This is a genomic window from Mesorhizobium sp. B2-2-3, assembly GCF_006442405.1.
In the GTDB taxonomy this organism is placed as follows: domain Bacteria; phylum Pseudomonadota; class Alphaproteobacteria; order Rhizobiales; family Rhizobiaceae; genus Mesorhizobium.
In genome coordinates this window covers 197,530-222,754 of sequence record NZ_VFWC01000005.1, presented here as the reverse complement: position 1 = coordinate 222,754, position 25,225 = coordinate 197,530, and the positions used below count along the sequence as shown (strand labels likewise).

General features: G+C 61.0%; 27 protein-coding genes. 24 read left to right on the top strand and 3 right to left on the bottom strand.

The window, feature by feature from the left end; translation table 11 throughout:
- Positions 1-11 precede the first annotated feature (11 nt).
- Positions 12-944 (bottom strand): LysR family transcriptional regulator, encoded by a 933-nt coding sequence (locus FJ951_RS11665; protein WP_140515145.1) that lies wholly within the window; start codon positions 942-944, stop codon positions 12-14.
- A gap of 124 nt (positions 945-1,068) precedes the next feature.
- Here FJ951_RS11665 and FJ951_RS11660 point away from each other — a divergent pair, with 124 nt between their 5' ends.
- The 10 genes from FJ951_RS11660 (at position 1,069) to gph (ending at position 11,046) form a co-directional block, all read left to right on the top strand.
- On the top strand, positions 1,069-2,115 hold the full coding sequence (locus FJ951_RS11660) for a class 1 fructose-bisphosphatase (protein WP_140515144.1): 1,047 nt from the start codon (positions 1,069-1,071) through the stop codon (positions 2,113-2,115).
- A gap of 8 nt (positions 2,116-2,123) precedes the next feature.
- Entirely contained in the window at positions 2,124-2,996 is an 873-nt protein-coding gene (locus tag FJ951_RS11655) for a phosphoribulokinase (protein WP_140498210.1), read from the top strand.
- Positions 2,997-3,006: 10 nt separating this feature from the next.
- Entirely contained in the window at positions 3,007-5,016 is a 2,010-nt protein-coding gene (gene tkt / locus FJ951_RS11650; RefSeq protein ID WP_140515143.1) for a transketolase, read from the top strand.
- Between the two features lie 11 nt (positions 5,017-5,027).
- Positions 5,028-6,107 (top strand): class II fructose-bisphosphate aldolase, encoded by a 1,080-nt coding sequence (gene fba / locus FJ951_RS11645; protein WP_140515142.1) that lies wholly within the window; start codon positions 5,028-5,030, stop codon positions 6,105-6,107.
- 21 nt (positions 6,108-6,128) lie between these two features.
- A complete protein-coding gene (locus FJ951_RS11640) occupies positions 6,129-7,622 on the top strand; it encodes a ribulose-bisphosphate carboxylase large subunit (RefSeq protein WP_140498217.1) in 1,494 nt (497 codons plus the stop codon).
- A gap of 18 nt (positions 7,623-7,640) precedes the next feature.
- Positions 7,641-8,075, top strand: coding sequence for a ribulose bisphosphate carboxylase small subunit (locus tag FJ951_RS11635; RefSeq protein ID WP_140515141.1), 435 nt, complete (start codon positions 7,641-7,643; stop codon positions 8,073-8,075).
- A gap of 7 nt (positions 8,076-8,082) precedes the next feature.
- Complete coding sequence (gene cbbX / locus FJ951_RS11630; protein WP_140515140.1) at positions 8,083-9,021, top strand: CbbX protein; 939 nt, start codon at positions 8,083-8,085, stop codon at positions 9,019-9,021.
- A 61-nt stretch (positions 9,022-9,082) separates the two neighbouring features.
- Positions 9,083-9,769 (top strand): ribulose-phosphate 3-epimerase, encoded by a 687-nt coding sequence (rpe, locus tag FJ951_RS11625; protein WP_140515139.1) that lies wholly within the window; start codon positions 9,083-9,085, stop codon positions 9,767-9,769.
- Positions 9,770-9,790: 21 nt separating this feature from the next.
- Positions 9,791-10,348: a thioredoxin family protein gene (locus tag FJ951_RS11620; RefSeq protein WP_140515138.1), complete on the top strand. Its 558-nt coding sequence runs from the start codon at positions 9,791-9,793 to the stop codon at positions 10,346-10,348.
- Positions 10,345-11,046: a phosphoglycolate phosphatase gene (gene gph / locus FJ951_RS11615; RefSeq protein WP_140515137.1), complete on the top strand. Its 702-nt coding sequence runs from the start codon at positions 10,345-10,347 to the stop codon at positions 11,044-11,046. The genes FJ951_RS11620 and gph overlap by 4 nt, the downstream gene beginning before the upstream one ends.
- A 48-nt stretch (positions 11,047-11,094) precedes the next feature.
- Here the strand turns inward: gph and FJ951_RS11610 are convergent, their stop codons facing one another.
- Positions 11,095-11,475: a cytochrome c family protein gene (locus FJ951_RS11610; RefSeq protein WP_140498230.1), complete on the bottom strand. Its 381-nt coding sequence runs from the start codon at positions 11,473-11,475 to the stop codon at positions 11,095-11,097.
- Between the two features lie 360 nt (positions 11,476-11,835).
- On the opposite strand from FJ951_RS11610, the gene FJ951_RS11605 reads away from it, so the two are divergent.
- The 6 genes from FJ951_RS11605 (at position 11,836) to FJ951_RS11580 (ending at position 16,584) form a co-directional block, all read left to right on the top strand.
- Positions 11,836-12,045 (top strand): hypothetical protein, encoded by a 210-nt coding sequence (locus FJ951_RS11605; RefSeq protein ID WP_140498232.1) that lies wholly within the window; start codon positions 11,836-11,838, stop codon positions 12,043-12,045.
- A 31-nt stretch (positions 12,046-12,076) separates the two neighbouring features.
- A complete protein-coding gene (locus FJ951_RS11600; protein WP_140515136.1) occupies positions 12,077-13,063 on the top strand; it encodes an ABC transporter substrate-binding protein in 987 nt (328 codons plus the stop codon).
- Between the two features lie 77 nt (positions 13,064-13,140).
- A complete protein-coding gene (locus FJ951_RS11595; RefSeq protein ID WP_224519073.1) occupies positions 13,141-13,887 on the top strand; it encodes an ABC transporter permease in 747 nt (248 codons plus the stop codon).
- Positions 13,856-14,596, top strand: coding sequence for an ATP-binding cassette domain-containing protein (locus FJ951_RS11590; RefSeq protein ID WP_140498534.1), 741 nt, complete (start codon positions 13,856-13,858; stop codon positions 14,594-14,596). The genes FJ951_RS11595 and FJ951_RS11590 overlap by 32 nt, the downstream gene beginning before the upstream one ends.
- Positions 14,597-14,630: 34 nt before the next feature.
- Complete coding sequence (locus FJ951_RS11585; RefSeq protein WP_140515135.1) at positions 14,631-15,602, top strand: quinoprotein relay system zinc metallohydrolase 2; 972 nt, start codon at positions 14,631-14,633, stop codon at positions 15,600-15,602.
- A gap of 25 nt (positions 15,603-15,627) precedes the next feature.
- Positions 15,628-16,584 carry a quinoprotein dehydrogenase-associated SoxYZ-like carrier gene (locus FJ951_RS11580; protein ID WP_246671717.1) on the top strand — a complete coding sequence of 319 codons (957 nt, stop codon included), beginning with the start codon at positions 15,628-15,630 and terminating at the stop codon, positions 16,582-16,584.
- A 52-nt stretch (positions 16,585-16,636) separates the two neighbouring features.
- Here the strand turns inward: FJ951_RS11580 and FJ951_RS11575 are convergent, their stop codons facing one another.
- Positions 16,637-16,990: a hypothetical protein gene (locus FJ951_RS11575; protein WP_140498241.1), complete on the bottom strand. Its 354-nt coding sequence runs from the start codon at positions 16,988-16,990 to the stop codon at positions 16,637-16,639.
- 686 nt (positions 16,991-17,676) lie between these two features.
- Between FJ951_RS11575 and FJ951_RS11570 the strand changes: the two genes are divergently transcribed.
- The 8 genes from FJ951_RS11570 (at position 17,677) to pqqE (ending at position 25,216) form a co-directional block, all read left to right on the top strand.
- Entirely contained in the window at positions 17,677-19,578 is a 1,902-nt protein-coding gene (locus tag FJ951_RS11570; RefSeq protein WP_140515134.1) for a methanol/ethanol family PQQ-dependent dehydrogenase, read from the top strand.
- Positions 19,579-19,754: 176 nt separating this feature from the next.
- The gene (locus tag FJ951_RS11565) at positions 19,755-20,279 is read left to right on the top strand and encodes a c-type cytochrome, methanol metabolism-related (protein WP_140515133.1); all 525 of its coding nucleotides are present in this window, start codon (positions 19,755-19,757) and stop codon (positions 20,277-20,279) included.
- On the top strand, positions 20,251-21,144 hold the full coding sequence (locus FJ951_RS11560) for a substrate-binding domain-containing protein (RefSeq protein WP_140515132.1): 894 nt from the start codon (positions 20,251-20,253) through the stop codon (positions 21,142-21,144). Before FJ951_RS11565 ends, FJ951_RS11560 begins: the two co-directional genes overlap by 29 nt.
- Positions 21,141-21,701: a PQQ-dependent catabolism-associated CXXCW motif protein gene (locus tag FJ951_RS11555; protein ID WP_140515131.1), complete on the top strand. Its 561-nt coding sequence runs from the start codon at positions 21,141-21,143 to the stop codon at positions 21,699-21,701. Before FJ951_RS11560 ends, FJ951_RS11555 begins: the two co-directional genes overlap by 4 nt.
- A gap of 413 nt (positions 21,702-22,114) precedes the next feature.
- Positions 22,115-23,053 carry a pyrroloquinoline quinone biosynthesis protein PqqB gene (gene pqqB, locus FJ951_RS11545; protein WP_140515129.1) on the top strand — a complete coding sequence of 313 codons (939 nt, stop codon included), beginning with the start codon at positions 22,115-22,117 and terminating at the stop codon, positions 23,051-23,053.
- Positions 23,050-23,808, top strand: coding sequence for a pyrroloquinoline-quinone synthase PqqC (gene pqqC / locus FJ951_RS11540; RefSeq protein WP_140515128.1), 759 nt, complete (start codon positions 23,050-23,052; stop codon positions 23,806-23,808). Before pqqB ends, pqqC begins: the two co-directional genes overlap by 4 nt.
- Positions 23,805-24,098, top strand: coding sequence for a pyrroloquinoline quinone biosynthesis peptide chaperone PqqD (gene pqqD / locus FJ951_RS11535; protein WP_140515127.1), 294 nt, complete (start codon positions 23,805-23,807; stop codon positions 24,096-24,098). The genes pqqC and pqqD overlap by 4 nt, the downstream gene beginning before the upstream one ends.
- Positions 24,095-25,216 (top strand): pyrroloquinoline quinone biosynthesis protein PqqE, encoded by a 1,122-nt coding sequence (gene pqqE, locus FJ951_RS11530; RefSeq protein WP_140515126.1) that lies wholly within the window; start codon positions 24,095-24,097, stop codon positions 25,214-25,216. Before pqqD ends, pqqE begins: the two co-directional genes overlap by 4 nt.
- Positions 25,217-25,225: the final 9 nt, after the last annotated feature.

The following is a 25,225-nucleotide window of genomic DNA, read 5'->3' as shown; positions in this document are numbered from 1 at the left end:
GCCCATCCCGCTCAGGAATCGGGATAAAGCTTACCGAACAGGGGCAGATACATCGCGCCCTTGCGCATCAGGAAATCGTTGAACGTAGCCATGGCCGGCGAGATTGCGTGATCGGTTCGTATCACCGAGAACCATTGTCGGCGGATCGGCATGCCGACAACGTCGAGGATGACGAGCCGGCCAGCTTCCGTTTCCGCGGCGATGGTGTGGGCAGAAATGAAGGCGATGCCCAGACCAGCCATCACCGCCTGCTTGATCGTTTCGTTCGAGCCCATCTCGACACCGAGTTCGTCGATGCGGCCAGGCACGTCGCTCAGGAATATTTCCAGCGAGATGCGGGTTCCGGAGCCGGGCTCGCGAATAAGGAAATGCTCCTCGGCAATGCGCTCTTTGGAGATATCGCGCGCCGCCGCCAGCGGGTGTTCGGGCGGCGCGATGATGACCAGCGGGTGATCGCCGAAGACCGAAGCACGCACCGGTACCTCTTTCGCCGGGCGCCCCATCAGCGCGATGTCGATGTCGTGATTCTTGAGGTTGTTGATTGTCTGGGCACGATTGCCGATGGCAAGCCGCATGTCGATGTCGGGATGTTCCTTCATGAACGCAGCCATCAACCGCGGCGCGAAATACTTGGCGGTGGAAACGACGCCGAGCCTCAAGCTACCCGTACGAACGCCCTTGATGGCGTCGATCTTGTCTTCGAGCAGACCGAGATGCTCCTCGATAGCTTGCGCTGCCTCAACGACGGCCAAACCTGCGGCAGTGGGACGCATGCCGTCCGACGTCCGGTCGAACAGAGCCAGTTGGAATTCTTCCTCCATTTGCCGCAACTGAATTGTCAGTGCTGAAGGAGACAGACCTAACGCCTTGGCCGCACTCACAATTTTTCCGTGCCTGATGATGGCCTGGATGGTCTTGAAATGCTTGAGCGTGAGGTTTCTCATGTCTCATACTAAATTATTTTTAGTACCAACGTAAAGTTATTGAATTTTACTTATCAAGTGTCGTTTGTTTTCATTCCCCCGATCCAGCCGATCCGAGGAGACGCGGCTGGATCGGGAGGTTACGATGCCAGCGGCAACGCTCGACGCTTTTCTGAACTCCTATCTCGGCCAGCCGGACGAACTTCGCTCCGCGGTCGTAACGACTGTCCGTCAGCTGACACAGGCCGCCAGCAAGATCCGCAATACCATCAATCAAGGTGTGCTCGGCGCCGCCTTTGCCGGGACCCGTGGCGCCAACGCCGACGGCGATGTCCAGAAGGATCTCGACGTCTTCTCCGACGACATCTTCCTCGACGCCATGCGCCACGCTCCGGTCGCGCTCTACGCTTCCGAGGAGCTGGAGCAGCCGGTCCTGCTCGACAGGCAAGCACCACTCGCCATTGCCATCGACCCGCTCGACGGCTCTTCCAACATCGACACCAACGTGTCGATCGGAACGATCTTCTCGCTCCTGCCCGCAACTGGCGCGCCGGATGCCGATCCGGCCGCCTCTTTTTTGCAGGCGGGCGTGAATCAGCTAGGCGCCGGTTTCTTCATCTATGGGCCGCAGTTGGCGCTCGTCCTGTCGCTCGGCAGCGGTACGCATATCTTCGTCCTGTCGGCCAGGCTCGGCACCTTCGTCCAGGCATACGAGAGCCGGATCATTCCGCAACGCACCCAGGAGTTCGCCATCAACGCCGCCAACTACCGGCACTGGGACGAGGCCGTGCGGCTCTATGTCGACGACTGCCTGGAGGGCACCGAAGGACCGCGAGAGAAGGATTTCAACATGCGCTGGATCGCCTCCCTGGTCGCCGACTGCTACCGCATATTGATGCGCGGCGGCGTGTTTCTCTACCCCGGCGACCGGCGCAAGGGCTACGGTCAGGGACGGCTGCGCCTGGTCTACGAGGCCAACCCGATTGCCTATCTCATAGAACAGGCTGCCGGTGCGGCCACCGATACGATCAACCGCATCCTGGACATCGAACCCGACAGCCTGCACCAGCGCGTGCCGATGGTCTTCGGGTCGGCGCGGGAGGTCGCGCGCGTCACCCGCTACCACACCGAGCCGAGCAACATCGGCGAACGAGCGCCGCTGTTCAGCCGCCGTGGCCTCTTCAGAGCCTGAGCAGCACCATGTCAGCCAAGCACCCCATCATCACCATCACCGGCTCGTCGGGCGCCGGCACCACTTCGGTCAAGCGTATCTTCGAGCTGATCTTCCGGCGCGAGAACATCGAGGCCGCGTTCATCGAAGGCGACGCATTCCACCGCTACGACCGCGCCGCGATGAAGGCAAAGGTGGCCGAAGAGGAGAAGGCCGGCAATCCGAACTTCACCCACTTCCATGCCGCGGCCAACGAACTCGGGATTCTCGAAGAGGTGTTCGCGGAATACGGCCGCCGGGGATCCGGAAGAACCCGCACCTACATCCATGACGAGGAAGAGGAAAAGCAGTACGGCACGCCACCGGGAAGCTTTACCGAATGGCGCGAGTTCGGTCCCAGCGACCTGCTCTTCTACGAGGGGCTGCACGGCTGTGTCGTCACCGACACGATCAATTTGGCGAAGCATGCGGATCTCAAGATCGGCGTCGTGCCGGTCATCAATCTCGAATGGATCCAGAAGATCCATCGCGATCGTTCGACACGCGGCTATTCCACCGAGGCGGTGATGGACGTGATCCTGCGCCGGATGCCCGACTATGTCCGCTACATTGTCCCGCAATTCTCGCAGACCGCCATCAATTTCCAGCGCGTGCCGATTGTCGATACGTCCAACCCCTTCATCGCGCGCTGGATTCCGACGCCTGACGAATCGATGCTGGTTATCCGCTTCGCCAATCCACGCGGCATCGATTTTCCCTATCTGCTGTCGATGATCCACGACTCGTTCATGTCGCGGCCAAATTCCATCGTGGTGCCAGGCAACAAGCTCGACCTTGCCATGCAGCTGATCCTGACGCCGCTCATCCTGCAATTGATCGAACGCAAGAGCCGTGTGTCGTGAGGAGGACGCCATGACCAGCCAAACAGCACTAAAGCCTGCCGCCACCGCCGTCGTCTCGGAGCTCGACATGGCGAACGCCATTCGCGTGCTGGCGATGGACAGCGTCCAAAAAGCGAATTCGGGACACCCCGGCATGCCGATGGGCATGGCCGATGTCGCAACGGTGCTGTTCAACCGCTTCATCAATATCGATCCTTCCAGGCCGGGCTGGCCCGACCGTGACCGTTTCGTGCTTTCAGCCGGCCATGGCTCGATGCTGCAATACGCGCTGCACTATCTGCTCGGCTATGAAGACATGCAGATCGAGGAGTTGCAGCGGTTTCGGCAACTGGGCAGCCGCACGGCCGGACATCCCGAATATGGCCACGCGCTTGGTGTCGAGACCACCACCGGCCCGCTCGGACAAGGCATTTCCACGGCGGTCGGAATGGCGCTGGCGGAGCGCATGCTTGCTGCCCGCTACGGTGCCGATCTGGTCAACCATCATACCTATGTGATTGCAGGCGACGGCTGCCTGCAGGAAGGCATCAGCCACGAGGCGATCGACCTCGCCGGCCACCTGAAGCTTTCCCGCCTGATCGTGTTCTGGGACGACAATGCGATCTCCATTGACGGGCCAACCTCCCTGTCCACGTCGATGGACCAGCCGGCGCGCTTCAAAGCCGCCGGCTGGGATGTCCAAACGGTCTCCGGCCACGACATGGAAGCTGTCGCCGCGGCTATCGAGGCGGCGCGGCAGTCGGATCGACCGTCGCTGATTGCCTGCCGCACTGTAATTGGCAAGGGTTCCCCCAATCTCGGCGGTTCGGAGAAGACGCATGGCGCGCCGCTGGGCGAAGCAGAGATCGCCGCGACCCGCGAGAACATCGGCTGGACCTTCGCGCCGTTCGAGGTGCCTGACGACGTGCTTTTCGCCTGGCGCGAAATTGCCGGCCGCGGCGAAGCGATGCGGGGCGCCTGGGAGCAGCGGCTTGCCGCCTCGCCGCAGCGAGAGGCCTTCGAGAACGCGGTCGCCGCCAGACTGCCCGACGCGGTCTTCGAAGCGCTCGATGCCTTTCGGCGAGGGCATGTCGAGAAGGCAACCAAGGTGGCAACGCGAAAAGCTTCCGAAATGGCGCTGGAGGTCATCAACGGCGCCACGGAATTGACCGTCGGCGGCTCGGCCGATCTGACGCACTCGAATCTGACGATCACCAAGGGCATGAACCGCATTGCGCCGAGCGACTATGCCGGCCGCTATATTCACTACGGCATTCGTGAACACGGCATGGCCGCCGCCATGAACGGCATCGCACTGCATGGAGGCTTCGTGCCCTATGGCGGTACGTTCCTCTGCTTCGCGGACTATGCGCGTGGTGCGATACGGCTCTCATCGCTCATGGGCCAGCGCGTCATCTACGTGATGACGCATGATTCCATCGGCCTCGGCGAGGATGGCCCGACGCATCAGCCGGTCGAGCACCTGGCGATGCTGCGTGCCACGCCGAACCTCAATGTCTTTCGCCCAGCGGATATCATCGAAACGGCGGAATGCTGGGAACTTGCGCTGAAGAGCAGGGATCGGCCGAGCGTGCTGGTGCTGTCGCGCCAGAACCTGCCGATGCTGCGTGAGGCGCACAGCGACGCGAACCGCTCCAGCCAGGGCGCATACATCCTGCGCGAGCCAGCCAGGCACCGCGCCGTCACCCTGATCGCAACCGGCTCGGAGGTCGAGATCGCGGTTGCCGCCGCCGAAAGGCTGGAGACCGAGCATGGCGTCGCCGCCGCGGTCGTCTCGATGCCATGCTGGGAGCTTTTCGAGGAGCAGGAAAGCGCCACCCGCAAGGCCGTTCTCGGCTCCGCGCCGCGCGTCGCGGTCGAAGCGGCGGCCCGGCTGGGCTGGGACCGCTGGGTCGGCGAGACGGGCGCTGTCGTCGGCATGGCCGGTTTCGGCGCCAGCGCCCCTGCCCCCGATCTGTACCGGCATTTCAACATAAGGTCCGAAGCGGTTGCCGCGGCCGCGCTGAAGCTCATCATCTAGGAGGACCCACAATGGCCCGCATCACCCTTCGCCAGCTTCTCGACCATGCCGCCGAGCACGGCTACGGCGTCCCTGCATTCAACATCAACAACATGGAACAGGGCCTCGCAATCATGGAAGCGGCCAAAGCCTGCGACGCGCCTGTCATCATCCAGGCCTCACGTGGGGCCCGGTCCTACGCCAACGACGTCATGCTGGCCAAAATGATGGAGGCATTGACTGAAATGCATCCGACCATTCCGCTGTGCATCCATCAGGACCACGGCAACGACGAGGCCACCTGCCTTTCCGCGATCCGCCACGGCTTCACCTCGGTGATGATGGACGGATCCCTGATGGCAGATGCCAAGACGCCGGCAAGCTATGCCTACAACGTCGCCGTAACCGAACGAGTCACACGCATGGCGCATTGGGTCGGGGCTTCCGTCGAAGGCGAACTGGGCGTGCTCGGATCGCTGGAAACCGGCCAGGGCGAGGCCGAGGATGGCCACGGCGCCGAGGGCGCGCTCTCCCACGACCAACTCTTGACCGATCCCGATCAGGCGGTCGACTTCGTGGCCGCAACCCAGGTGGACGCGCTGGCGATCGCCTGCGGCACCTCGCACGGCGCTTACAAATTTACCCGCAAGCCGGACGGCGACATACTGGCCATGCAGGTGATCGAGGCGATCCACGAGAAGCTGCCCAACACGCATCTGGTCATGCATGGCTCTTCCTCCGTGCCACAGGAACTGCAGGACATCATCAACAAATATGGCGGCGAGATGCCCCAGACCTTTGGCGTCCCGGTGGAGGAGATCGAGCGCGGCATCCGCTACGGCGTGCGCAAGGTCAACATCGACACCGATTGCCGCATGGCCATGGCCGGGCAGTTCCGCCGCGTCGCGACGGAGAATCCGCGCGAGTTCGATCCCCGAAAATTCCTGAAGCCCGCCATGGACGCCTTGCACGATCTTTGCCGAGACCGCTTCGAGCGTTTCGGCACGGCGTCCAACGCCTCGAAGATCAAGGTCATCGCCATGGACGAGATGGCCAAACGCTATGCCGCGGGAAAACTCGCGCCCCATATCGCAACCGCGAAAGCCGCCTGAGCAACAAACAGGAGACCTGTCATGAACAAGATCGATATGCTGCCAGCGGGTACGCTCAAGGAAGGCAAGGAACGCTACAAGTCAGGGGTCATCCCTTACAAGAAGATGGGCTACTGGGAGCCGGACTACAGGCCCAAGGAGACCGATCTGATCGCGATGTTCCGGATCACGCCGCAACCCGGCGTCGACCACGAGGAGGCAGCGGCCGCCATCGCCGGTGAATCCTCAACCGCGACTTGGACCGTGGTGTGGACCGACAGGCTGACAGCCTGCGAGCTCTACCGCGCCAAGGCGTTCAGATCCGAGCCGGTTCCAAACACCGGTCCCGGCACCAAGACCGAGCAACAGTACTTCGCCTACATCGCCTACGACCTCGACCTGTTCGAGCCGGGCTCGATCGCCAACCTGACCGCATCGATCATCGGCAACGTGTTCGGCTTCAAGGCGGTCAAGGCGCTGCGACTGGAAGACATGCGTATCCCGGTCGCGTATCTCAAAACCTTCCAGGGACCCGCAACCGGCATCGTGGTGGAGCGTGAGCGGCTCGACAAGTTTGGCCGTCCGCTGCTCGGCGCGACGACGAAGCCGAAGCTCGGCCTGTCAGGCCGCAACTATGGCCGCGTCGTTTACGAGGCGCTGAAGGGCGGCCTCGACTTCGTCAAGGACGACGAGAACATCAACTCGCAGCCCTTCATGCACTGGCGCGACCGCTTCCTCTACTGCATGGAGGCGGTGAACAAGGCTTCAGCTGCCACCGGCGAGGTCAAGGGCCATTATCTCAACGTCACCGCCGGCACGATGGAGGAGATGTATGAGCGCGCCGAATTCGCCAAGCAGCTTGGCTCCTGTATCATCATGATCGATCTCGTCATCGGCTACACGGCGATCCAGTCGATGGCCAAGTGGGCACGCCGCAACGACATGATCCTGCACCTGCACCGCGCCGGCAATTCGACCTATTCGCGCCAGAAGAACCACGGCATGAATTTTCGCGTTATCTGCAAATGGATGCGCATGGCCGGCGTCGACCATATCCACGCCGGCACTGTGGTCGGCAAGCTGGAAGGCGACCCGCTCATGATCAAGGGGTTTTATGACACGCTGCGCGAGGAACGCACGCCGCAGAACCTCGAAACCGGGCTGTTCTTCGATCAGGACTGGGCCTCGCTCAACAAGGTGATGCCCGTCGCCTCGGGCGGTATCCATGCCGGCCAGATGCACCAGTTGATCCATTATCTCGGCGAGGACGTCATCTTGCAGTTCGGTGGCGGCACGATCGGCCATCCCGACGGCATCCAGGCAGGCGCGACGGCCAATCGCGTTGCATTGGAAGCGATGATCCTGGCCCGCAACGAGGGACGCGATTATTTGCGCGAAGGAACCAAAATCCTCGAACAGGCGGCCAAATGGTGCACCCCGCTGAAGGCTGCCCTGGAGACCTGGAAGGATGTCACCTTCAACTATGAATCGACCGACACGGCCGACTTCGTGCCAACCGCAACGCCCAGCTTCTAGAAGAAAGGAACCGTCGCCATGATGACCAATCCGGGAAACAAGGTCACGCAGGGACAGTTCTCGTTCCTGCCCGACCTGACCGATGAGCAGATTTCGGCGCAGATCAAATATGCGCTGAAGAACCACTGGGCCGTCAGCGTCGAGTACACGGACGATCCGCATCCGCGAAACACCTATTGGGAAATGTACGGCAACCCGATGTTCGATTTGAGAGACCCGGCGGGCATCCTGCTCGAAGTCAACGCTTGCCGGAAAGCCTGTCCGAACATGTATGTCCGGGTAACCGCCTTCGATTCGACCAAGGGATGGGAAGCGCCGCGCATGTCGTTCATCGTCAACCGGCCACTCAGCGAACCCGGGTTCCGGCTGCTGCGCCAGGAGCGTGACGGCCGCAGCCAGGGCTATTCGATCGTGCCTTATGCCACCGACAGGCCCGAGGGCGAGCGGAGCTAGCTGAGCCATGCTGGACACGATAGCCAAAGGCGCAGCCGCGCAGGACGAATTGGTTGATCTGCAGGCCGAGTTCGAAGCGTCCAACATCGACGAGGTGATGGATAAGCTTGACCGCGAACTCGTTGGACTGAAGCCGATCAAGAACCGCATCCGCGAGATCGCGGCCCTTCTCCTGGTCGACCGGCTTCGCCGCAAGTTCGGACTGACCTCGGGCGCACCGACACTGCATATGAACTTTACGGGAAACCCCGGCACGGGCAAGACCACCGTGGCGCTGAGGATGGCCGAAATCCTGCATCGACTCGGCTATGTCCGCGAAGGCCACCTGGTCGCGGTGACGCGCGACGATCTCGTCGGCCAGTATGTGGGCCACACCGCACCCAAGACGCGCGACGTGATCAAGCGTGCCATGGGCGGCGTGCTTTTCATCGACGAGGCCTATTACCTCTACAAGCCCGAGAACGAACGCGACTACGGCCAGGAATCGATCGAGATCCTGCTGCAATGCATGGAAAATAATCGTGACGACCTGGTCGTGATCCTTGCCGGCTACAAGAACAAGATGGATCGTTTCTTCGACAGCAATCCCGGCATGCGTTCGCGCATCGCTCACCACCTCGATTTTCCCGACTACGGCGTCAGTGAGCTGAAATCGATCGCCGAGATCATGCTAGCGGAGCAGAATTATCGCCTCAGCGAGGCGGCCGCCCAGGCCCTCGAAGAGTATCTTCCGATCCGAATGAGGCTGCCGCATTTCTCCAACGCGCGCTCGGTGCGCAATGGGCTGGACCGGGCGCGGCTTCGCCAGGCCAATCGGCTTTTCGCATCGCGAAGCCGTGCCCTGACCAAGGCAGACCTTATTACCATCGAGGAATCCGATATCCGCGGCAGCCGCGTATTCGCGGAAGGGAAGCTCGAAGGCGAACCGGAGACGAAGACGCGCTGAGGGCGAAGCCGGCTGGCGGGCGGCGACCCGACACGGAAGACAGAAATTGGAGACGACGACCATGGTCACCAGGACAATCATCGCGCCCTCCGTGCTTTCCGCGGATTTCTCGCGGCTCGGCGACGAGGTCGAAGCTGTCGTTCAGGCGGGCGCCGACTGGATCCATCTCGACGTGATGGACGGGCATTTCGTGCCCAACATCACCTTCGGTCCGCCGGTCATCAAGGCGATCCGTGGTCGAACGGACAAGATCTTCGACTGCCATCTGATGATCGCGCCGGCCGACCCCTATCTGGCCGCCTTCGCCGATGCCGGTTGCGACATCATCACGGTGCATGCCGAGACTGGACCGCATCTCGACCGCTCATTGCAGGCGATCAGGAATCTTGGCAAGAAGGCCGGGGTGTCGCTCAATCCGTCGACGCCGGAGAGTGTCATCGAGTATGTGCTCGACCGGCTCGATCTGGTGCTGCTGATGACGGTCAATCCAGGCTTCGGCGGCCAGGCTTTCATTTCAGCGGTCGTCGAGAAAGTCAGACGGATCAAGGCTTTGGTTGGCCATCGCCCGATTGACATCGAGATCGACGGCGGAGTCACGGCCGAGACCGCCCCGCTGGTCACCGCGGCTGGCGCCAACGTACTGGTCGCCGGTTCGGCTGTATTCAAGGGAGGCACCGAGGCAGCCTATCGTGCCAATATCGGCGCCATCAGACAGGCGGCCGATGGCGCGATCCGGAAAGCCGCGTAAACCGTTGTCGGGGAGACGAACATGGCTGCGGTCCCACCTGTATGCGATTTCGGCTGGCCCGCCATCGATGCCGTTTTGCCCGGCGTCGACGGCACGTCGCATTCCATCTTCGGTCACGCCGGCCCGAATGGCCTGGTCGTGGCCTTCATCTGCAATCACTGCCCTTATGTGAAGGCCGTGATCTCTCGCATCGTGCGCGACGCCAATGACCTCAAGGCCGAAGGTATCGGCTTCGTCGCCATCAACTCCAACGATGCCGACACCTACCCGGACGATTCCTTCGACCACATGAAGCGCTTCGCCGTGACGAACGGCTTCAGCTTCCCTTACCTGCACGACGAGGCCCAGACTGTAGCGCGCGACTACTCAGCGGTGTGCACTCCCGATTTCTTCGGGTTCAACAGCGAACTGAGACTGCAATATCGCGGCCGGCTGGACGCGTCGCGACGCGAATCCGGACCGCTCGGGCTGCGACGCGATCTGTTCGAGGCGATGAAGCAGGTTGCTCGAACCGGCGATGGTCCGTTCGACCAGATCGCCTCGATCGGCTGCTCGATCAAGTGGAAGGATGCTGCATGAATGTCGGCGCAGGTAGGTCGCTTCGACCGCCGAAGGCGATCCTGTTCGACCTCGACGGCACACTGGTCGATTCGGCGCCTGATATAGCGGCCGCCGTCAACGAGTTGCTGGCCAGCCGCGATCTGCCGCCGTTGCGCCTGGACCAGGTCAAGGCCATGATCGGTGGCGGCGTCAGGAAATTGATCGAGCGGGCCTTCGCGGCGTCGGGAGCGCCGCTCGTCGGCAACGCGCTCGATGAGGCCAACCGCGTCATGGCGCCGATCTACAGCCGACATCTGACCGGCCTGACAAGACTGATGCCTGGCGTCAGGGAGGTTCTCACACACTTCTACGCGAAGGGAATGGCCATGGGCGTCGCGACCAACAAACCGCAGTTGGCGACTCGCGAGATCCTGCTGCATTTCGGACTGACGGAATATTTCCGTGCGATCATTGGCGGAGACGCGGTGACATGCCTGAAACCCGCGCCCGATGCTCTGCTGCTGGCGCTCGCCCAGCTTGGAGTCGACCCCTGTGACGCGCTGCTGGTCGGAGACAGTGGTGCCGATGCAGGCGCCGCGCGCGCCGCCGGCATGCCCGTCATTCTGCTGCGCGGCGGATACACCCATTTTCCGGTTGAAGAGCTTGGCGCCGACCAGGTTTGCGACAGCCTTTTCGACCTGCCTGCGGCGATGCAGGGGCTGCAAGCCGGTGCTTGATCGGGGCGAACGCCGGCCGGACGCAAGTTCGAACGGCCGGCGGCGCCGCTATTTCGAGAATTGCTTCAAATAGGCGATGACGTTGGCGATGTCTTGGTCCTGCTTGAGGCCGACGAACGCCATCTTCGTTCCTTTGACCATGGCCTTGGGATCGCGAAGGTAAGTCGTCAGCGTGGGTTCGTCCCATTTGACGCCGGACTTGCCTGCCGCGACCATCGCTTGGGAGTAACTGAACCCCGGGTGTGTGCCAGCCGTCCGGCCGATGACGCCGTTCAACGACGGGCCGACCTTGTTCTTGTCCTGGTCGGCGACATGGCAGACCTTGCATTTGGCGAAGACCTTCTCACCCGCCGCGGCATCCTGTGCCTGGGATTGGCTTGTGATGAAGGACACAGCAAACACGACTGCGAAAAATGCGATTGCGCGCATGGCATTTCCTCATGGATCGTCTGGGTGCCCTGGACGATTTTGCGCATGCCGATCTTTCATCCATTGACATGCACCTTACGCGGTGGAGTGGAGTATCCGCTTTCCCTTTGTGAAGCGGCGCCGCGCGAATCGAAAAGCTAGTTGGCGTGGGGTGAAAGTCAATCGTATAAAGGTATAGAGGCTTGGGTACCCAGGGTACCGGTATTCGTCTTTGTTGACGGCTATCGGGCGAATGCGTAGCTTCAAGACATCCGGTTTCTCCACTGGCACCTCGGGAATCCGGCAACTGGCGATTTTGTCCAGGCTCCTCATTGGGCCGGACCAGTCGAGACAGGCGTCCCGGAGCGCAAGAGGTGCTAAATGGATATGGTCGATCTCATATTAACGGTGTGCCTCAGCACCAATCCGGGCAATTGCCGAGACGAACACCTCTATTTCGAGAGCCGCGGCTCTCTGCTCCAATGCATGTTCCTTGCACCCAGCGAGATCGCGAAATGGTCTCAGGAACACCCGGCCCTCAAGGTCATGCGCTGGAAATGCGCCTTTCCGAGCAAGGAACGAGCGATCTGATTGACGTCCTGGAGCCCAGGGAGGAGGTGTCATGATGATTTCACGGCGCAACACGCTGCGTCTGGCGGTTCTCGGCACAGTCGCTGCTCTTGCCGCAAGGCCTGTCTTTGCAGCAGCCAGGATTCGCGTCGGTGTCCTGAAGTTTGGAACCGTGAGTTGGGAACTCGACACGTTGAGGCAACACAAATTCGATGTGGCGAACGGGATCGATCTGGAGATCATCGATTTCGCCGGGGAGGACGCGACCAACGTCGCCTTGCTGGCCGGTGCGATCGACATGATCGTCTCCGACTGGTTGTGGGTCTCGCGCCAACGGTCGGAAGGCGGCGACCTCACATTAGCCCCCTATTCGACCGCCGTGGGGGCGATCATGGTGAAGGAGGGGTCGCCGATCCGGACGGTCGCCGACCTCAAGCACAGGAAGATCGGCGTCGCCGGCGGCCCGCTGGACAAGAGCTGGCTCCTGATACAGGCTCTGACCAGACGCGACTACGGGATCGACCTGTTGGCAACCAGCGACATCATCTTTGGCGCGCCACCGCTGATTTCGGAAAAGGCCATGCAGGGCGAACTCGATGCGGTGCTGAATTTCTGGCATTTCTGCGCCCGTCTCGAGGCCAACGGCTTTCGTCGATTGATGGGCGTGAACGATGCGACGCGTGAGCTCGGCGCCTTGGGACCTGTGTCGGCACTCGGTTACGTCTTCCACGACCAATGGGCGAACGAGAACCCGGATGCCACCAGGGGCTTCGTCAGGGCCTCCGCGCAAGCCAAGGACCTGCTGGCCAGATCCGACGAGGAGTGGCTGCGCCTGGCGCCGATCATTCGCGCGGAAGGCAAAGAACTGGAAAAACTGCGCGACCGCTACCGCCAAGGCATCCCCAGGCGGGCGGTCGCCGAGGAAGCGGCCGACGCCGGCAGGCTCTATCACGTGCTGGCGGCGATCGGTGGCGCGAAGCTGGTCGGCAGCGCGCCCGAGATGGCGCCCGGCACATTCTGGCAGGACCGCACGGAATGACCGCACCGGAAACCAGCAACGGCACGCGAGGTGCCCCGACGAGCATGTCCGGGCGATCCAGCTTGGCGACAACGCTGATGCCCGCGCTGACCGTGGCGGTTTCCTTGCTCGGGCTTTGCCTGCTGTGGAGCCTTGCGGCGAGTGTCTGGCGGAGCCGTGCCCTCCCGGGGCCGGGACAGGTCTGGCAGGTGCTCCTCAGGGAGGCTGCGAGCGGCGACCTCTTCTATCATCTCGGCGCGACCCTCGGCCGGGTCGCCGCGGCCTATATCGTCGCGATGATCATAGGATCGGTCATCGGCGTTCTGCTCGGCAGCTATCGTCGCGCCGACCGCTTTTTCAACCCATGGGTAATTCTGTTCCTCAACATCCCGGCGCTGGTGGTCATCGTCCTCGGCTACATATGGTTCGGCCTCAACGAGGCGGCGGCGATCGGCGCGGTGGCGGTGAACAAAATCCCGAATGTCGTGGTGACGATGCGTGAGGGCGCCAGGGCGCTTGATCCGAGCTACGCCGAAATGGCCACTGTCTATCGCTTCGGTCCTCTCGATCGCATCCGCCACATCCTGCTGCCGCAATTGCAACCCTATCTTGCCGCCGCGTCACGATCCGGCATCGCCCTCATCTGGAAGATCGTCCTGGTCGTCGAACTGCTCGGCCGGTCGAACGGCGTCGGCTTCCAGATCCATCTCTATTTCCAGCTCTTCGACGTCGCCGCCATTCTTGCCTACACACTGGCTTTCGTGGCGGTGATGCTCGTCATCGAACTTCTTTTGGTGCAACCCGTTGAACGACATGCAACCCGTTGGCGCCGTCGTCCCGCTTAGGGTCGATATCGCTGAAAAGACTTTCAGGTCCGCGCAAGGCGTCTCGATCACGGCGCTTCAGGACCTTTCCTTCGAGGTCCGGCAAGGCGAATTCGCCTGCTTGCTGGGACCGTCGGGCTGCGGCAAGACCACGACACTGCGTATCCTGCTTGGATTGGACAAGGATTTTTCCGGATCCTTCCAGTTGCCGCAGGGAGGCTCCAACCGCATTGCGGCCGTGTTCCAGGAGCCGATCTTGCTGCCGTGGCGAACGGTGGAGCAGAATGTCAGGCTGGCCTTGCCGAAAAGCTTGAGAACGAAGAATCTTGACGGGCTCTTTGAAACTCTCGGCCTCGCCGGCATGCGTTCTCTCTATCCTGCGGAACTGTCGCTCGGCCTTGCGCGCAGGGCAGCACTTGCCAGGGCCTTCGCTACCGAGCCGGCGATGCTTGTCCTGGACGAACCCTTTGTCTCGCTCGACCACCAGACCGCCGAGCGGCTTCGTCACCTGCTTCTGTCGGTATGGTCGGCACGACCCACGACCGCCTTGATGATAACGCACGATCTACGCGAGGCGCTGATGCTGTCGGATCGCATCATCGTGCTCGCGCCGCGACCAGCACATGTGCTCGGCGTGTTCGACGTGCGGTTGCCTCGGCAACATCGCAATTCACAGGTGATGAGCGACCTTCTGCGGTCGTTCCGGCAAAGGTTCCCGGGCGTCACCTGAACGCCCTGATGGCGAATGCATATCGGAGGACCCCATGTCGATTGATCGGCTACGACGCAGGGTTGTGAGTGGGTTTGCCTGCACCGCCGTCAGTGCTGCCTTGCTGCCGTGCTGCCTCGGACGAGCCGCCTTGGCCGCGGCCGGCGGCCTGCGGTTCTCGGTCCGCCAAATCGCCGACGGCGTCTTCGCCTTCCAGGGCGTGGATGAATTGATGACTACAACCAACGACGGTGCGATCTGCAATCTGGGGGTCGTCGTCGGCACCGATGCAGTTGCCGTCGTCGACAGTGGCGGCAGCCTGACCGAGGCGCACGCCTTGCTCGCCGCGATCGGAAAGATAACCGCAAAACCGGTTCGCTTCCTGATCAACACCCACATGCATCCCGATCACATTTTCGGCAATGCGGCATTCCGGGAGATCGGCGCGACCATTGTTGGCCATCGCAATTTGCCGCGTGCCCTCGAGGCGCGTGGTGCGTTCTATCTGCACAATTATCGCGAACAGGTCGGCGAAGCGCTTATGAACGGAGTCGAGATCGTTTCGCCGGCGATGCTGGTCGATGATCGCCTGGAACTCGACCTCGGCGGGCGCATGCTCGAACTGCGGGCATGGAAGGCTGCGCACACCGATAACGACCTGACCGTCTTCGACCCCGAGACCAGCACGCTCTTTGCCGGCGATCTCGTGTTCATGGGCTCCTTGCCGACGCTCGACGGATCGCTGCTTGGCTGGCTCCGCCAGATGGATGCGCTCGCCGCGATCGGCGCCGCGCGCGTCGTTCCGGGTCATGGTCCGGTATCGGCCGACTGGCCGCAGGCGCTGGCAGGAGAACGGCGCTATTTCGAGATTCTGGCGCGCGATATCCGCAAGGCGATCGCCGACGGGACGCCGCTCCGAGAGGCCGTCAAAACCGCCGCCGGAAGCGAACGGGGCAAATGGCACCTGTTCGACGACTACAATGAGCGCAACGCAACGGCTGCTTTTGCTGAACTCGAATGGGAATAGACCACACCGACATGCGCCAGAGATCATGAAGTGGGGCGATTTGCCAACGCGTCGTCAAAGGCATATTCTAAACGCCAGCCTGGGCACCACCTCTGTTGCATTGGTGGAGGCATCGAAAATGCAAAATCACGCTTACGCGAGCAGGCAGTTCGCCTTGTCGCTTGCACCATTCTTGGCCGCAATCATCTTGACCATCGGTACGCTGTTCGGCGTCTCCTCAGCCGCCAACGCACAGCAAACAACGGCTTCTTCGGAGAAGATCTGGGAAGACTTGAAAGGCGACGTGTTCGGCGACCGAGCTATTCTGGTCGATACCGGCGTGGTCAGGATCGAAGCGCCAAAGCGGGCGCAAGATGCCGCCATCGTGCCTGTCGACATCTATGTTGACCCAGCCAAGGCGCCGGACGGCATCAAATCCGTGACCTTGATCATCGACGCCAATCCTGCGCCGGTGGCGGCAACGTTCCAGATCGGCAAGGACGCCGGGGTGACACATCTGTCGACACGCGTGCGCGTCAACGATTATTCCTATTTGCGTGCCATAGCGGAGACTCAAGGCGGCCAACTCCACATGGCTCAGACCTTCGTCAAGGCGTCAGGCGGCTGCTCCGCCCCTGCGGTCAAGAACCAGGACGAGGCCATGGCGACGATGGGGCAGATGAAGTTGCGCCAGTTCCCACCCCAAGAGACGATGAGCAAGGCAGAGGAGTTGCAGTTGATGATCCGCCACCCGAACAATTCGGGCCTGCAGCGGGATCCGTTGACCCAGTATTTCATTCCCGCGCATTTTGTTCAGAAGCTGTCGATCTCGCAGGCCGGCCGGCCGATCCTCTCGATGGAAGGTGGAATATCGATTTCGGAAGACCCTAATTTCCGATTCGATTTCACGGCGCACGGCAATGGTGAAATCCAGGTCGAAGCGATCGACACGGATGGCAAGGTATTCCGCAATCAATGGCCGCTGGAGAAAACGGGGCTCTGAAGTCTCGAAATACGGTATGCCGCGCTGCCACCGCGATGGGCACGCTTGATCTTTAGAAGCAACGCACGTCGGCTTCCGACTGCGCACGCTTCAGCTCTGTACGGGCTGCCTTCGCCGGTGCGCTTTCCCGAAACAGCCCCGCGTTTTCCCCCGTCGTCAAAGACATGCTCTTGAAGGTCTCGGCCGTCTCATAGTGGTCGTAGGGAAGGATCGAGGCGATGACGTCGATCGAGCAGGAACAGCTTTCCAGCGCCTGACGCGTCTGGCCGTTCGTTCGCATGCAGCCGAGCACGTAGTCGACAACCGTTACTGTGGGATAGTCTCCCGCAGCACCTGCCGGGTTTGCGATGGCCAGTGTCGCGGTGAAGAGCAGCGGCAAGGTCGAGAATCCAACATATCTGATCATGAGAAACCTCCGGTTGGTCCGGGTTCGATGCGCCCGGACGAGATCGGCGTGCCAGTTGGCAACGCGCCGTAAAGCCAGTCAAGCACCCATGGGTTCCGTATACGACCAAAGGAGGAAAGGGCTGTCCACGAGCGATAGCTATGGATGACGACTTGATCACCGGCTCCGCGCCCAGGCTCCTACGACCGCTTCGCATCTCGCTCAATACCGGGCAACGGCGAGACTTTTTACATGCCATCCAAGATGGGCAGTGATAAACATTAGCAAATAACCCTGGTGTATATTAAAATCAAAAGATCGCCCGTAAGACTATCTTAATACCGTTCTCGGTCTCCACGGAGGCGTAAAACACTTCATATTAAGTTTGTAGTTCTGTTCATTTCTACATATTGCAGTGCATCATTTAGAATATTGCGGTGCAACAATGCACTAGGCCTTTTTTGCTTGCCTAGCCTTTTGGGATGACATAGCCTTTCCCTGTTTCCGGCTTCAAGGGCGTCACCGTCATTAGGGAGCGGCGACAGTCTTTCGTAGGCCAAAGTGAGGTGGGCAGTAACGGTGCCCTCTGCACATCTGGCTTAGGTCGTGACACGCTGCCGGAAATATTTCCCCCCCGTGAATCGCTTGGGCGAGCCCTTGTGGGCCTGACAGTCGATTCATCACTGTGAACCCCGGGAGGAATTCGGATGCGTGTACTTACGAAAGCTACGTATATTCTAACCACTGCGGCGTTTCTGTCGCTCGGCGCGGCCTATACGGCGTCGGCCAACGAGGATCTTGCAAAGCTCGCTTCGGATGCGAAGAACTGGGCGATGCAGACGGGTGACTACGCCAACACCCGCTATTCCAAACTCAACCAGATTACTGCGGATAATGTGAAGAACCTGCAGGTCAAATGGACCTTTTCCACCGGCGTGCTGCGCGGGCATGAGGGTGGACCGCTGATCATCGGCGATGTGATGTATGTCCATACGCCCTTCCCAAACAATGTCTTTGCGCTCGACCTCAAGAATGACGGGAAGATCCTCTGGAAATACGAGCCCAAGCAGGATCCGAATGTCATTCCGATCATGTGTTGCGATACGGTCAATCGCGGTGTTGCCTATGGTGACGGCAAGATCATTCTCAATCAGGCCGACACCACGGTCGTCGCCCTCGATGCAAAGACCGGCAAGGTCGTCTGGTCGGTCAAGAATGGCGACATGACCGACGGCGGCAAAGGCGAATCCGGCACGGCTGCCCCCGTCGTGGTCAAGGATAAGGTACTCATCGGCGTGTCCGGCGCCGAATTCGGCGTTCGCGGCTGGCTGGCCGCCTACAATCTGAAAGACGGCAAACTTGCCTGGAAAGCCTATTCGGAAGGTCCCGACGCCGACACCCTGATCGATCCCGAGAAAACCACCCAGCTGGGCAAGCCGGTAGGCAAGGATTCCGGCACCAACACCTGGGAAGGCGAGCAATGGAAGACAGGCGGCGGCACGACATGGGGATGGTATTCCTATGATCCCAAGCTGAACCTGGTCTACTACGGCACCGGCAATCCCTCGACATGGAACCCGGTCCAACGGCCTGGCGACAACCGCTGGTCAATGACGATCATGGCCCGCGATGCCGATACCGGTGTTGCCAAATGGCTCTACCAGATGACCCCGCATGACGAATGGGACTATGACGGCATCAACGAGATGATCCTCGTCGACGGCATGGAGGTCAATGGCGCCAAACACGACGTGCTGGTGCATTTCGATCGTAATGGTTTCGCCTACACCATGGATCGCGCCACCGGCGAGCTTCTCGTCGCCAAGAAATACGATCCAGCGGTGAACTGGGCGACGGAAGTCGTCATGGACCCAAAGAGCGAACAGTATGGTCGCCCGCAGGTCGTGGCGAAATATTCGACCCAGCAGAACGGCGAAGACACCAACTCGACGGGTATTTGCCCGGCGGCGCTTGGAACGAAGGATCAACAGCCAGCTGCCTATTCGCCGAAAACCGGCCTGTTCTATGTTCCGACCAACCATGTCTGCATGGACTATGAGCCGTACAAGGTAAGCTACACCGCCGGTCAGCCTTATGTTGGCGCCACAGTGTCGATGTACCCGGCACCTGGCGGCGAGGGCAGCATGGGCAACTTCATTGCCTGGGATGCGGCCAAGGGCGAGATCGTCTGGTCGAAGCCTGAGAAGTTCTCCGTGTGGTCGGGCGCGTTGGCGACAGATGGCGACGTCGTCTTCTACGGCACGCTCGAAGGCTACATCAAGGCGGTCGATAAGGACGGCAAGGAACTTTACAAGTTCAAGACCCCGTCCGGCATCATCGGCAACATCACCACGTACGAGCATGACGGCAAGCAGTACATCGCCGTTCTGTCCGGCGTCGGTGGGTGGGCAGGTATCGGTCTGGCAGGCGGTCTGCTTTCGCCTGACAACGCTGCTGCCTGGCATGGCGCCGTCGATCAGGGCCGTGCGCAAGGCGATCAGTCCGCGGTCGTTGGTACCGCTGGTCTGGGTGCCGTCGGCGGCTACGCGGCACTTGCCGACTATACGACGCTGGGCGGTCAGCTCACCGTCTTCGGTCTCCCGGACTGACGGGCGGGGAACCTTAAGCACGCCTCAGGTCTTGTTGGACCGGAGGTTTGAAAAACGAGAGCCCGGATCATCCGAAACCATGGCCGGGCTCTCGATGCGGTTGCACCCCCGACACACCGATCAATGCCGGCCACGGCAGCAAAACCGTGTCCACGGCAAATGAAGGAAGCGTTTGAATGTCCGTTCGCATTGTAATTTCGGCTTTCGTCCTGGCTCTGCTGCCTCTGGCAAGCTCAGGCGTGGCGTGGGCCGAGGACAGCATGGAAAAAGCCAAGGCGGTGAAGCAAGAAGGCGGCAAGTATTTGGATGCGGATGGAAATCCGACCTACAAGATCGAGAACGGAACCGTCGACTGGTACACGTTCAGCGGCTACCGCCGGTATCACTCCGATTGCCATGTCTGTCACGGACAGGATGCGACAGGTTCGAGCTACGCGCCGGCCCTGGTCAACAGCTTGAAAACCATGGACTACGCCACGTTCCTCTCGATCGTCGCCGAGGGCCGCAAGAATGTCGGCGGCGGCAAGGAAAACGTCATGCCTGCCTTTGGCGACAACAAGAACGTCTATTGCTACCTGGACGATCTCTATGTCTACCTGCGCGCGCGCGCCGATGGTGCGGCGCCACGCGGCAGGCCGCCCAAGCACGAAGACAAGCCGCAGGCGGCGAAGGATGCCGAAGCATCCTGCATGGGCGGATGACATGAACGGCTGCGGTGCATTGAAGCTGCGCGTCGTTCTGCCGATTCTAGGCGCGCTGGCCTTGTTGCCATCGAACGCGCAGGCGCAAGGCGCCGGCCTCGGCGCGGCGGGAGAACTGGTCGATCCCGACATTCTGCGCGTCTGCGCCGATCCTTCGAATATGCCCTTCACCGACAAGAGCGGCGAAGGCTTCGAAAACAAACTTGCCGAACTGGTAGCCGCGAAAACCGGACGGAAGTCCGTCGCCTATACCTGGTTTCCACTTGTCACCGGCTTCGTTCGCAACACGCTGGGGGCCAACCGATGCGACATCATCATGGGCTATGCCCAAGGCGATGAACTGGTGCAGAACACCAACGCCTATTATCGCTCCACCTATGTGCTGGTCTACCCGAAAGGCAACGATATGGAGGGCGTCGAAACGATCGAGGATCCCAAACTCACGGGCAAGACGATCGGGGTTGTCGAGCGCACGCCGCCAACCGCCAACATGGCCGCCAACAAGCTTCTGCGGACCGCCAAGATCTATCCGCTTGCGGTGGATACGCGTGTCACCCCCTCCATGGGGGAGGTCATGATCAAGGACATGCTGGCCCACAAGATCGACGCGGCGGTCCTGTGGGGACCGATGGCAGGCTACTATGCCAAGCAACTTGGAGCCGATGTGGCGATTGTTCCGCTGGTAAAGGAAAAAACCGGCTCGCGCATGTCCTACCGCATCACCATGGGCGTACGTCCGTCCGACCAGGAATGGAAGCGGACGCTCAACCGGGTGATCAGGGAAAACCAGGCGGAGATCAACAGGCTCCTGCTGAGTTACAACGTGCCGCTGATCGACGAACACGACAAACCGATCACCCAATGAAGGGAAGGGAGACTGTTTTTTTGCTGGTCGCTGCGAGCCTTATGGGTCTGGCCGAACCGACGCGGGCTGGCGAGATCGCCGAACCCAACGGGTACCGGATGGACGACTATCGGGCGCCGGTGCCGCCGACGCTGCAAGGCGCCAGGGTGGTGACGACGGCGGAAGCTGAAGCGCTGTGGCGAGCGAAGAAAGCTGTCTTCTTCGACGTGATGCCGAACACGCCCAAGCCGACCAATTTGCCGGCAGGAACGATATGGAGAGACAAGGTTAGAAAGGACATTCCAGGCAGTACATGGCTGGCCAACGTGGGATACGGCGCTATTTCGCAAGAGACCACCAGCTATTTTCGCCAAGGCCTCGAAGCCAAGGCCGGCACGGACAAATCGCGAGCGATTCTGTTCTATTGCATGACGAATTGCTGGATGTCCTGGAATGCCGCTAAACGGGCGATCGAGTGGGGCTACAGTTCGGTAATCTGGTATCCACTCGGCGCTGATGGGTGGGAAGGTGCAAATCTTCCGCTGGAGGTGAAAAAACCATATGAAACGAACAATTGAAGAAAGGTTATGCAATTATTCCAGGTAGTTTTGCTTTTCGATTTTTCAAAACCTACTTTTTCATTTGTCCATTTTGAGACGTGATGGACGAGCCATTGCTTTGGTGCCCTGCAATGGTTGGCTAACAACAGGGATCGGTCCCTACGGACTGGTATAAGAGGAGAAATGTCATGAAGAAGAACTGGAAAAAACCGACCATGTGCCAGGTTGCTGCGGGCATGGAAATTTCTCGGTATCTGCCTGCCGAAATTACTCCCAAGAGGTAGGCCGCAGAGGTGCGTGTCCCTGGCAACAGGGGCACGCATCCCCGCAAGGGTTTTGGCGAAAGGTTTTGACGCGTGTAGGGCGCGCGCGGCACTTTTCAGGGCTGCAAATTGCCTGCTGGTCAGAGAAGCCGCGGGGCGGGCATTTTCATGCGTTTGAGGATCATCGGATCGGCGGCAGGCGGCGGCTTTCCGCAATGGAATTGCAATTATCGTCTCAGTCGTGCGGCCCGCTCCGGGATGGCTGGCGTGCATTCACGAACCCAATCAAGTGTCATCGCCTCGGCGGATGGGGTCGGCTGGGTCCTTTTCAATGCCTCACCCGACATTCGCCAGCAGATCGCGGCAACGCCAGAGTTGCAACCTGCGGGCGACGCGCCGCTGCGCTCGACCCCTATCCGCGCGGTGGTGCTGACCAATGCCGATGTCGATCATATCGCCGGACTGCTCAGCCTGCGCGAGCGGCAGCCTTTCGCCATCTATGCAACGGCGCAGGTTCTGGCGACGCTGGAGGCGAATTCGATTTTCAACGTTCTCGATCCGGCGGTCGTGCCGCGGCGCATCCTGCCGACAGCGAAAGAATTGGTCATCTGCGATGCCGAAGGCAGCGAGACCGGCGTGATGATCGAGAGCTTTCCGGTGCCTGGAAAGATAGCACTCTATCTGGAGGACAAAGACCATCCGGATGCCAATTTCAGCTCCGACGCCGGTGACACGATTGGAGTCCGAATTGCGGGTATCGGCAGCCGCGATTCTGTCTTCTACATCCCAGGCTGCGCGCGCATCGATGCGACGCTGCGCGCGCGTCTTTGCGATGCAGCCTGTCTTCTGTTCGACGGCACTGTCTACACCGACGACGAGATGATCGTCGCCGGCGTCGGTCAGAAAACCGGCGCGCGCATGGGGCATCTGGCGATTTCGGGAGACGCGGGTTCGATCGCCAGCCTGGCCGATGTGAGGCTGGGCCGCCGCGTCTTCGTCCATATCAACAACACCAATCCGATCCTTGACGAGAATTCGGCCGAACACGCGGCGGTCAAGGCGGCAGGCTGGGAAGTCGCAGGCGACGGCATGGAGATGGAATTTTGAACGATTTCCGCGATGCGGCCAAAGGCGGCCTGTCCACGAGCGATCTCGAAGCCGTGCTGAGGCAGGTCGGCGCCGAGCGCTACCACAATCATCATCCCTTCCATCACAGGATGACCAGCGGCGCGCTGTCGAAGGCCGAGATGAAGGCCTGGGCGCTGAACCGTTATTGCTACCAGGCTGTCATCCCGCGCAAGGATGCCATGATCCTCGCACATGCCGAGGATCCGGCGTTTCGCGCCGCCTGGCGCAAACGTATCGAAGACCATGATGGCGAGGACGGCTGGAGCGGCGGTATCGCGCGCTGGCTGCATCTGGCAACCTCACTCGGTCTGGACGCCGAGGCCGTGAAAAGCGAAAGGCTGGCACTGCCGGCGACACGGTTCGCCGTGGGGGCCTATCTCTCCTTTTGCACCAACCGGACGCTGTTGGAGGCGGTCGCGTCGTCGCTGACCGAGATGTTCTCACCGCTCATCATCGGCGAGCGCGTACCGGCGATGCTGGCCAAATACGATTATATCACCGAGGATACGCTGGCCTATTTCAAGCAACGGCCCGAACAAGCCTCGCGCGACGCCGACTTCGCCCTCACCTACGTGCTCAGCCATGCTGATACGGCGGAACGCCAGCAGCAGGCAATAGATGCGCTGGTGTTCAAATGCGATATACTCTGGGCCATGCTTGATGCGCTTCAACACGCCTATGGCGAGCCGGGAAACATACCGCCCGGCGCCTTCCGCCCCGAGGCAGCCCCATGAAGCTGCGCGAAAGAGCCTTGGTGTCGCTGCGATCGATACCCTTCCTGCCGAAGCACGTGCGCATACAGTACGATTCCGTGCGGCAGGCGTTCGCCGTGCTTTCACCGGAGAGAATATTCTGGCCGAACGATATCAGCCTCGACATATTGCGGCGCTGCGACGGACGGTCCACGGTCGGCGAAATCATCGCCGGCCTTGCCACGGATTATGAGGCCGAGGAGGAGGCCGTGGCGGCCGACGTCATCGCCTTCCTGCAAGAGTGGTCGGACAAGCTGCTGGTGAAGCTATGAACACGCCCCTCCTCCCTCCTATCGGCATGCTGGCGGAACTGACACATCGCTGCCCGCTGCAATGTCCTTATTGCTCCAACCCGCTCGAATTGCAGAAGGCCAATCGCGAACTCGACACACAGACCTGGCTCAGCCTGTTCTCGGAGGCCGCCGATCTCGGTGTTCTGCAGGTGCATCTGTCAGGCGGTGAGCCGACGCTGCGCCGCGACCTCGAGCAATTGATCGCCGGACTTTCAGCGCGCGGCGTCTATACAAATCTGATTACCGCGGGCGTCGGCATCGCCGAAGGCCGCATCGAAGCATTTGCCGAAGCCGGGCTCGACCATCTGCAATTGAGCTTTCAGGGCGCACGGCCTGAGACCACCGAACGCATCGGCAACCACAAAGGCAGCCACGACAAGAAGCTGGAGACGGCACGCCGCGCGCGAGCTGCCGGCTTGCCTCTCACCATCAACGCGCCGATCCATCGCCATAACATCGAGGAGGTACCGGAGTTCATCGATCTTGCCCTTTCGCTGGACGCGGAGAGGCTCGAGATCGCCAACGTCCAGTACGCTGGCTGGGCTTTGATCAATCGCGATCAGCTGATGCCCGAGCGTGCAGCAGTCGACCGGCAGGCGGAAATCGTCGCGGAAGCACGCGAGCGGCTGGCCGGCATTATCAACATCGATTTCGTAACACCGGATTATTTCGCCATCTACCCCAAACCGTGCATGGGTGGCTGGGCGCGTGACGCGTTCATGGTGGCGCCTGACGGCACCGTGCTGCCGTGCCATGCCGCGCAGACGATCCCGTCGCTCAGCTTCGAGCGTTTCAAACCACACACCCTGTCCTCGATCTGGGCCGATTCGCCGGCGTTCAATGCCTTCCGCGGCACGGACTGGATGCAGGAACCCTGTCGCAGCTGTGAACGGCGCGAGATCGACTGGGGCGGTTGCCGCTGCCAGGCGATGGCGATCGCCGGCGATGCCGCCGCAACGGATCCGGCTTGCGCGAAGTCGCCGATCCACGCGCGCATGGCGATGCTGATCGACGAAGCCAAGCGTACCGCGACAGTTCCTTCGGAGGACGAACCATTCACCTACCGGCGTATCGGCGTCGTGACCGAGCCCGCCTGACAGGTTCTT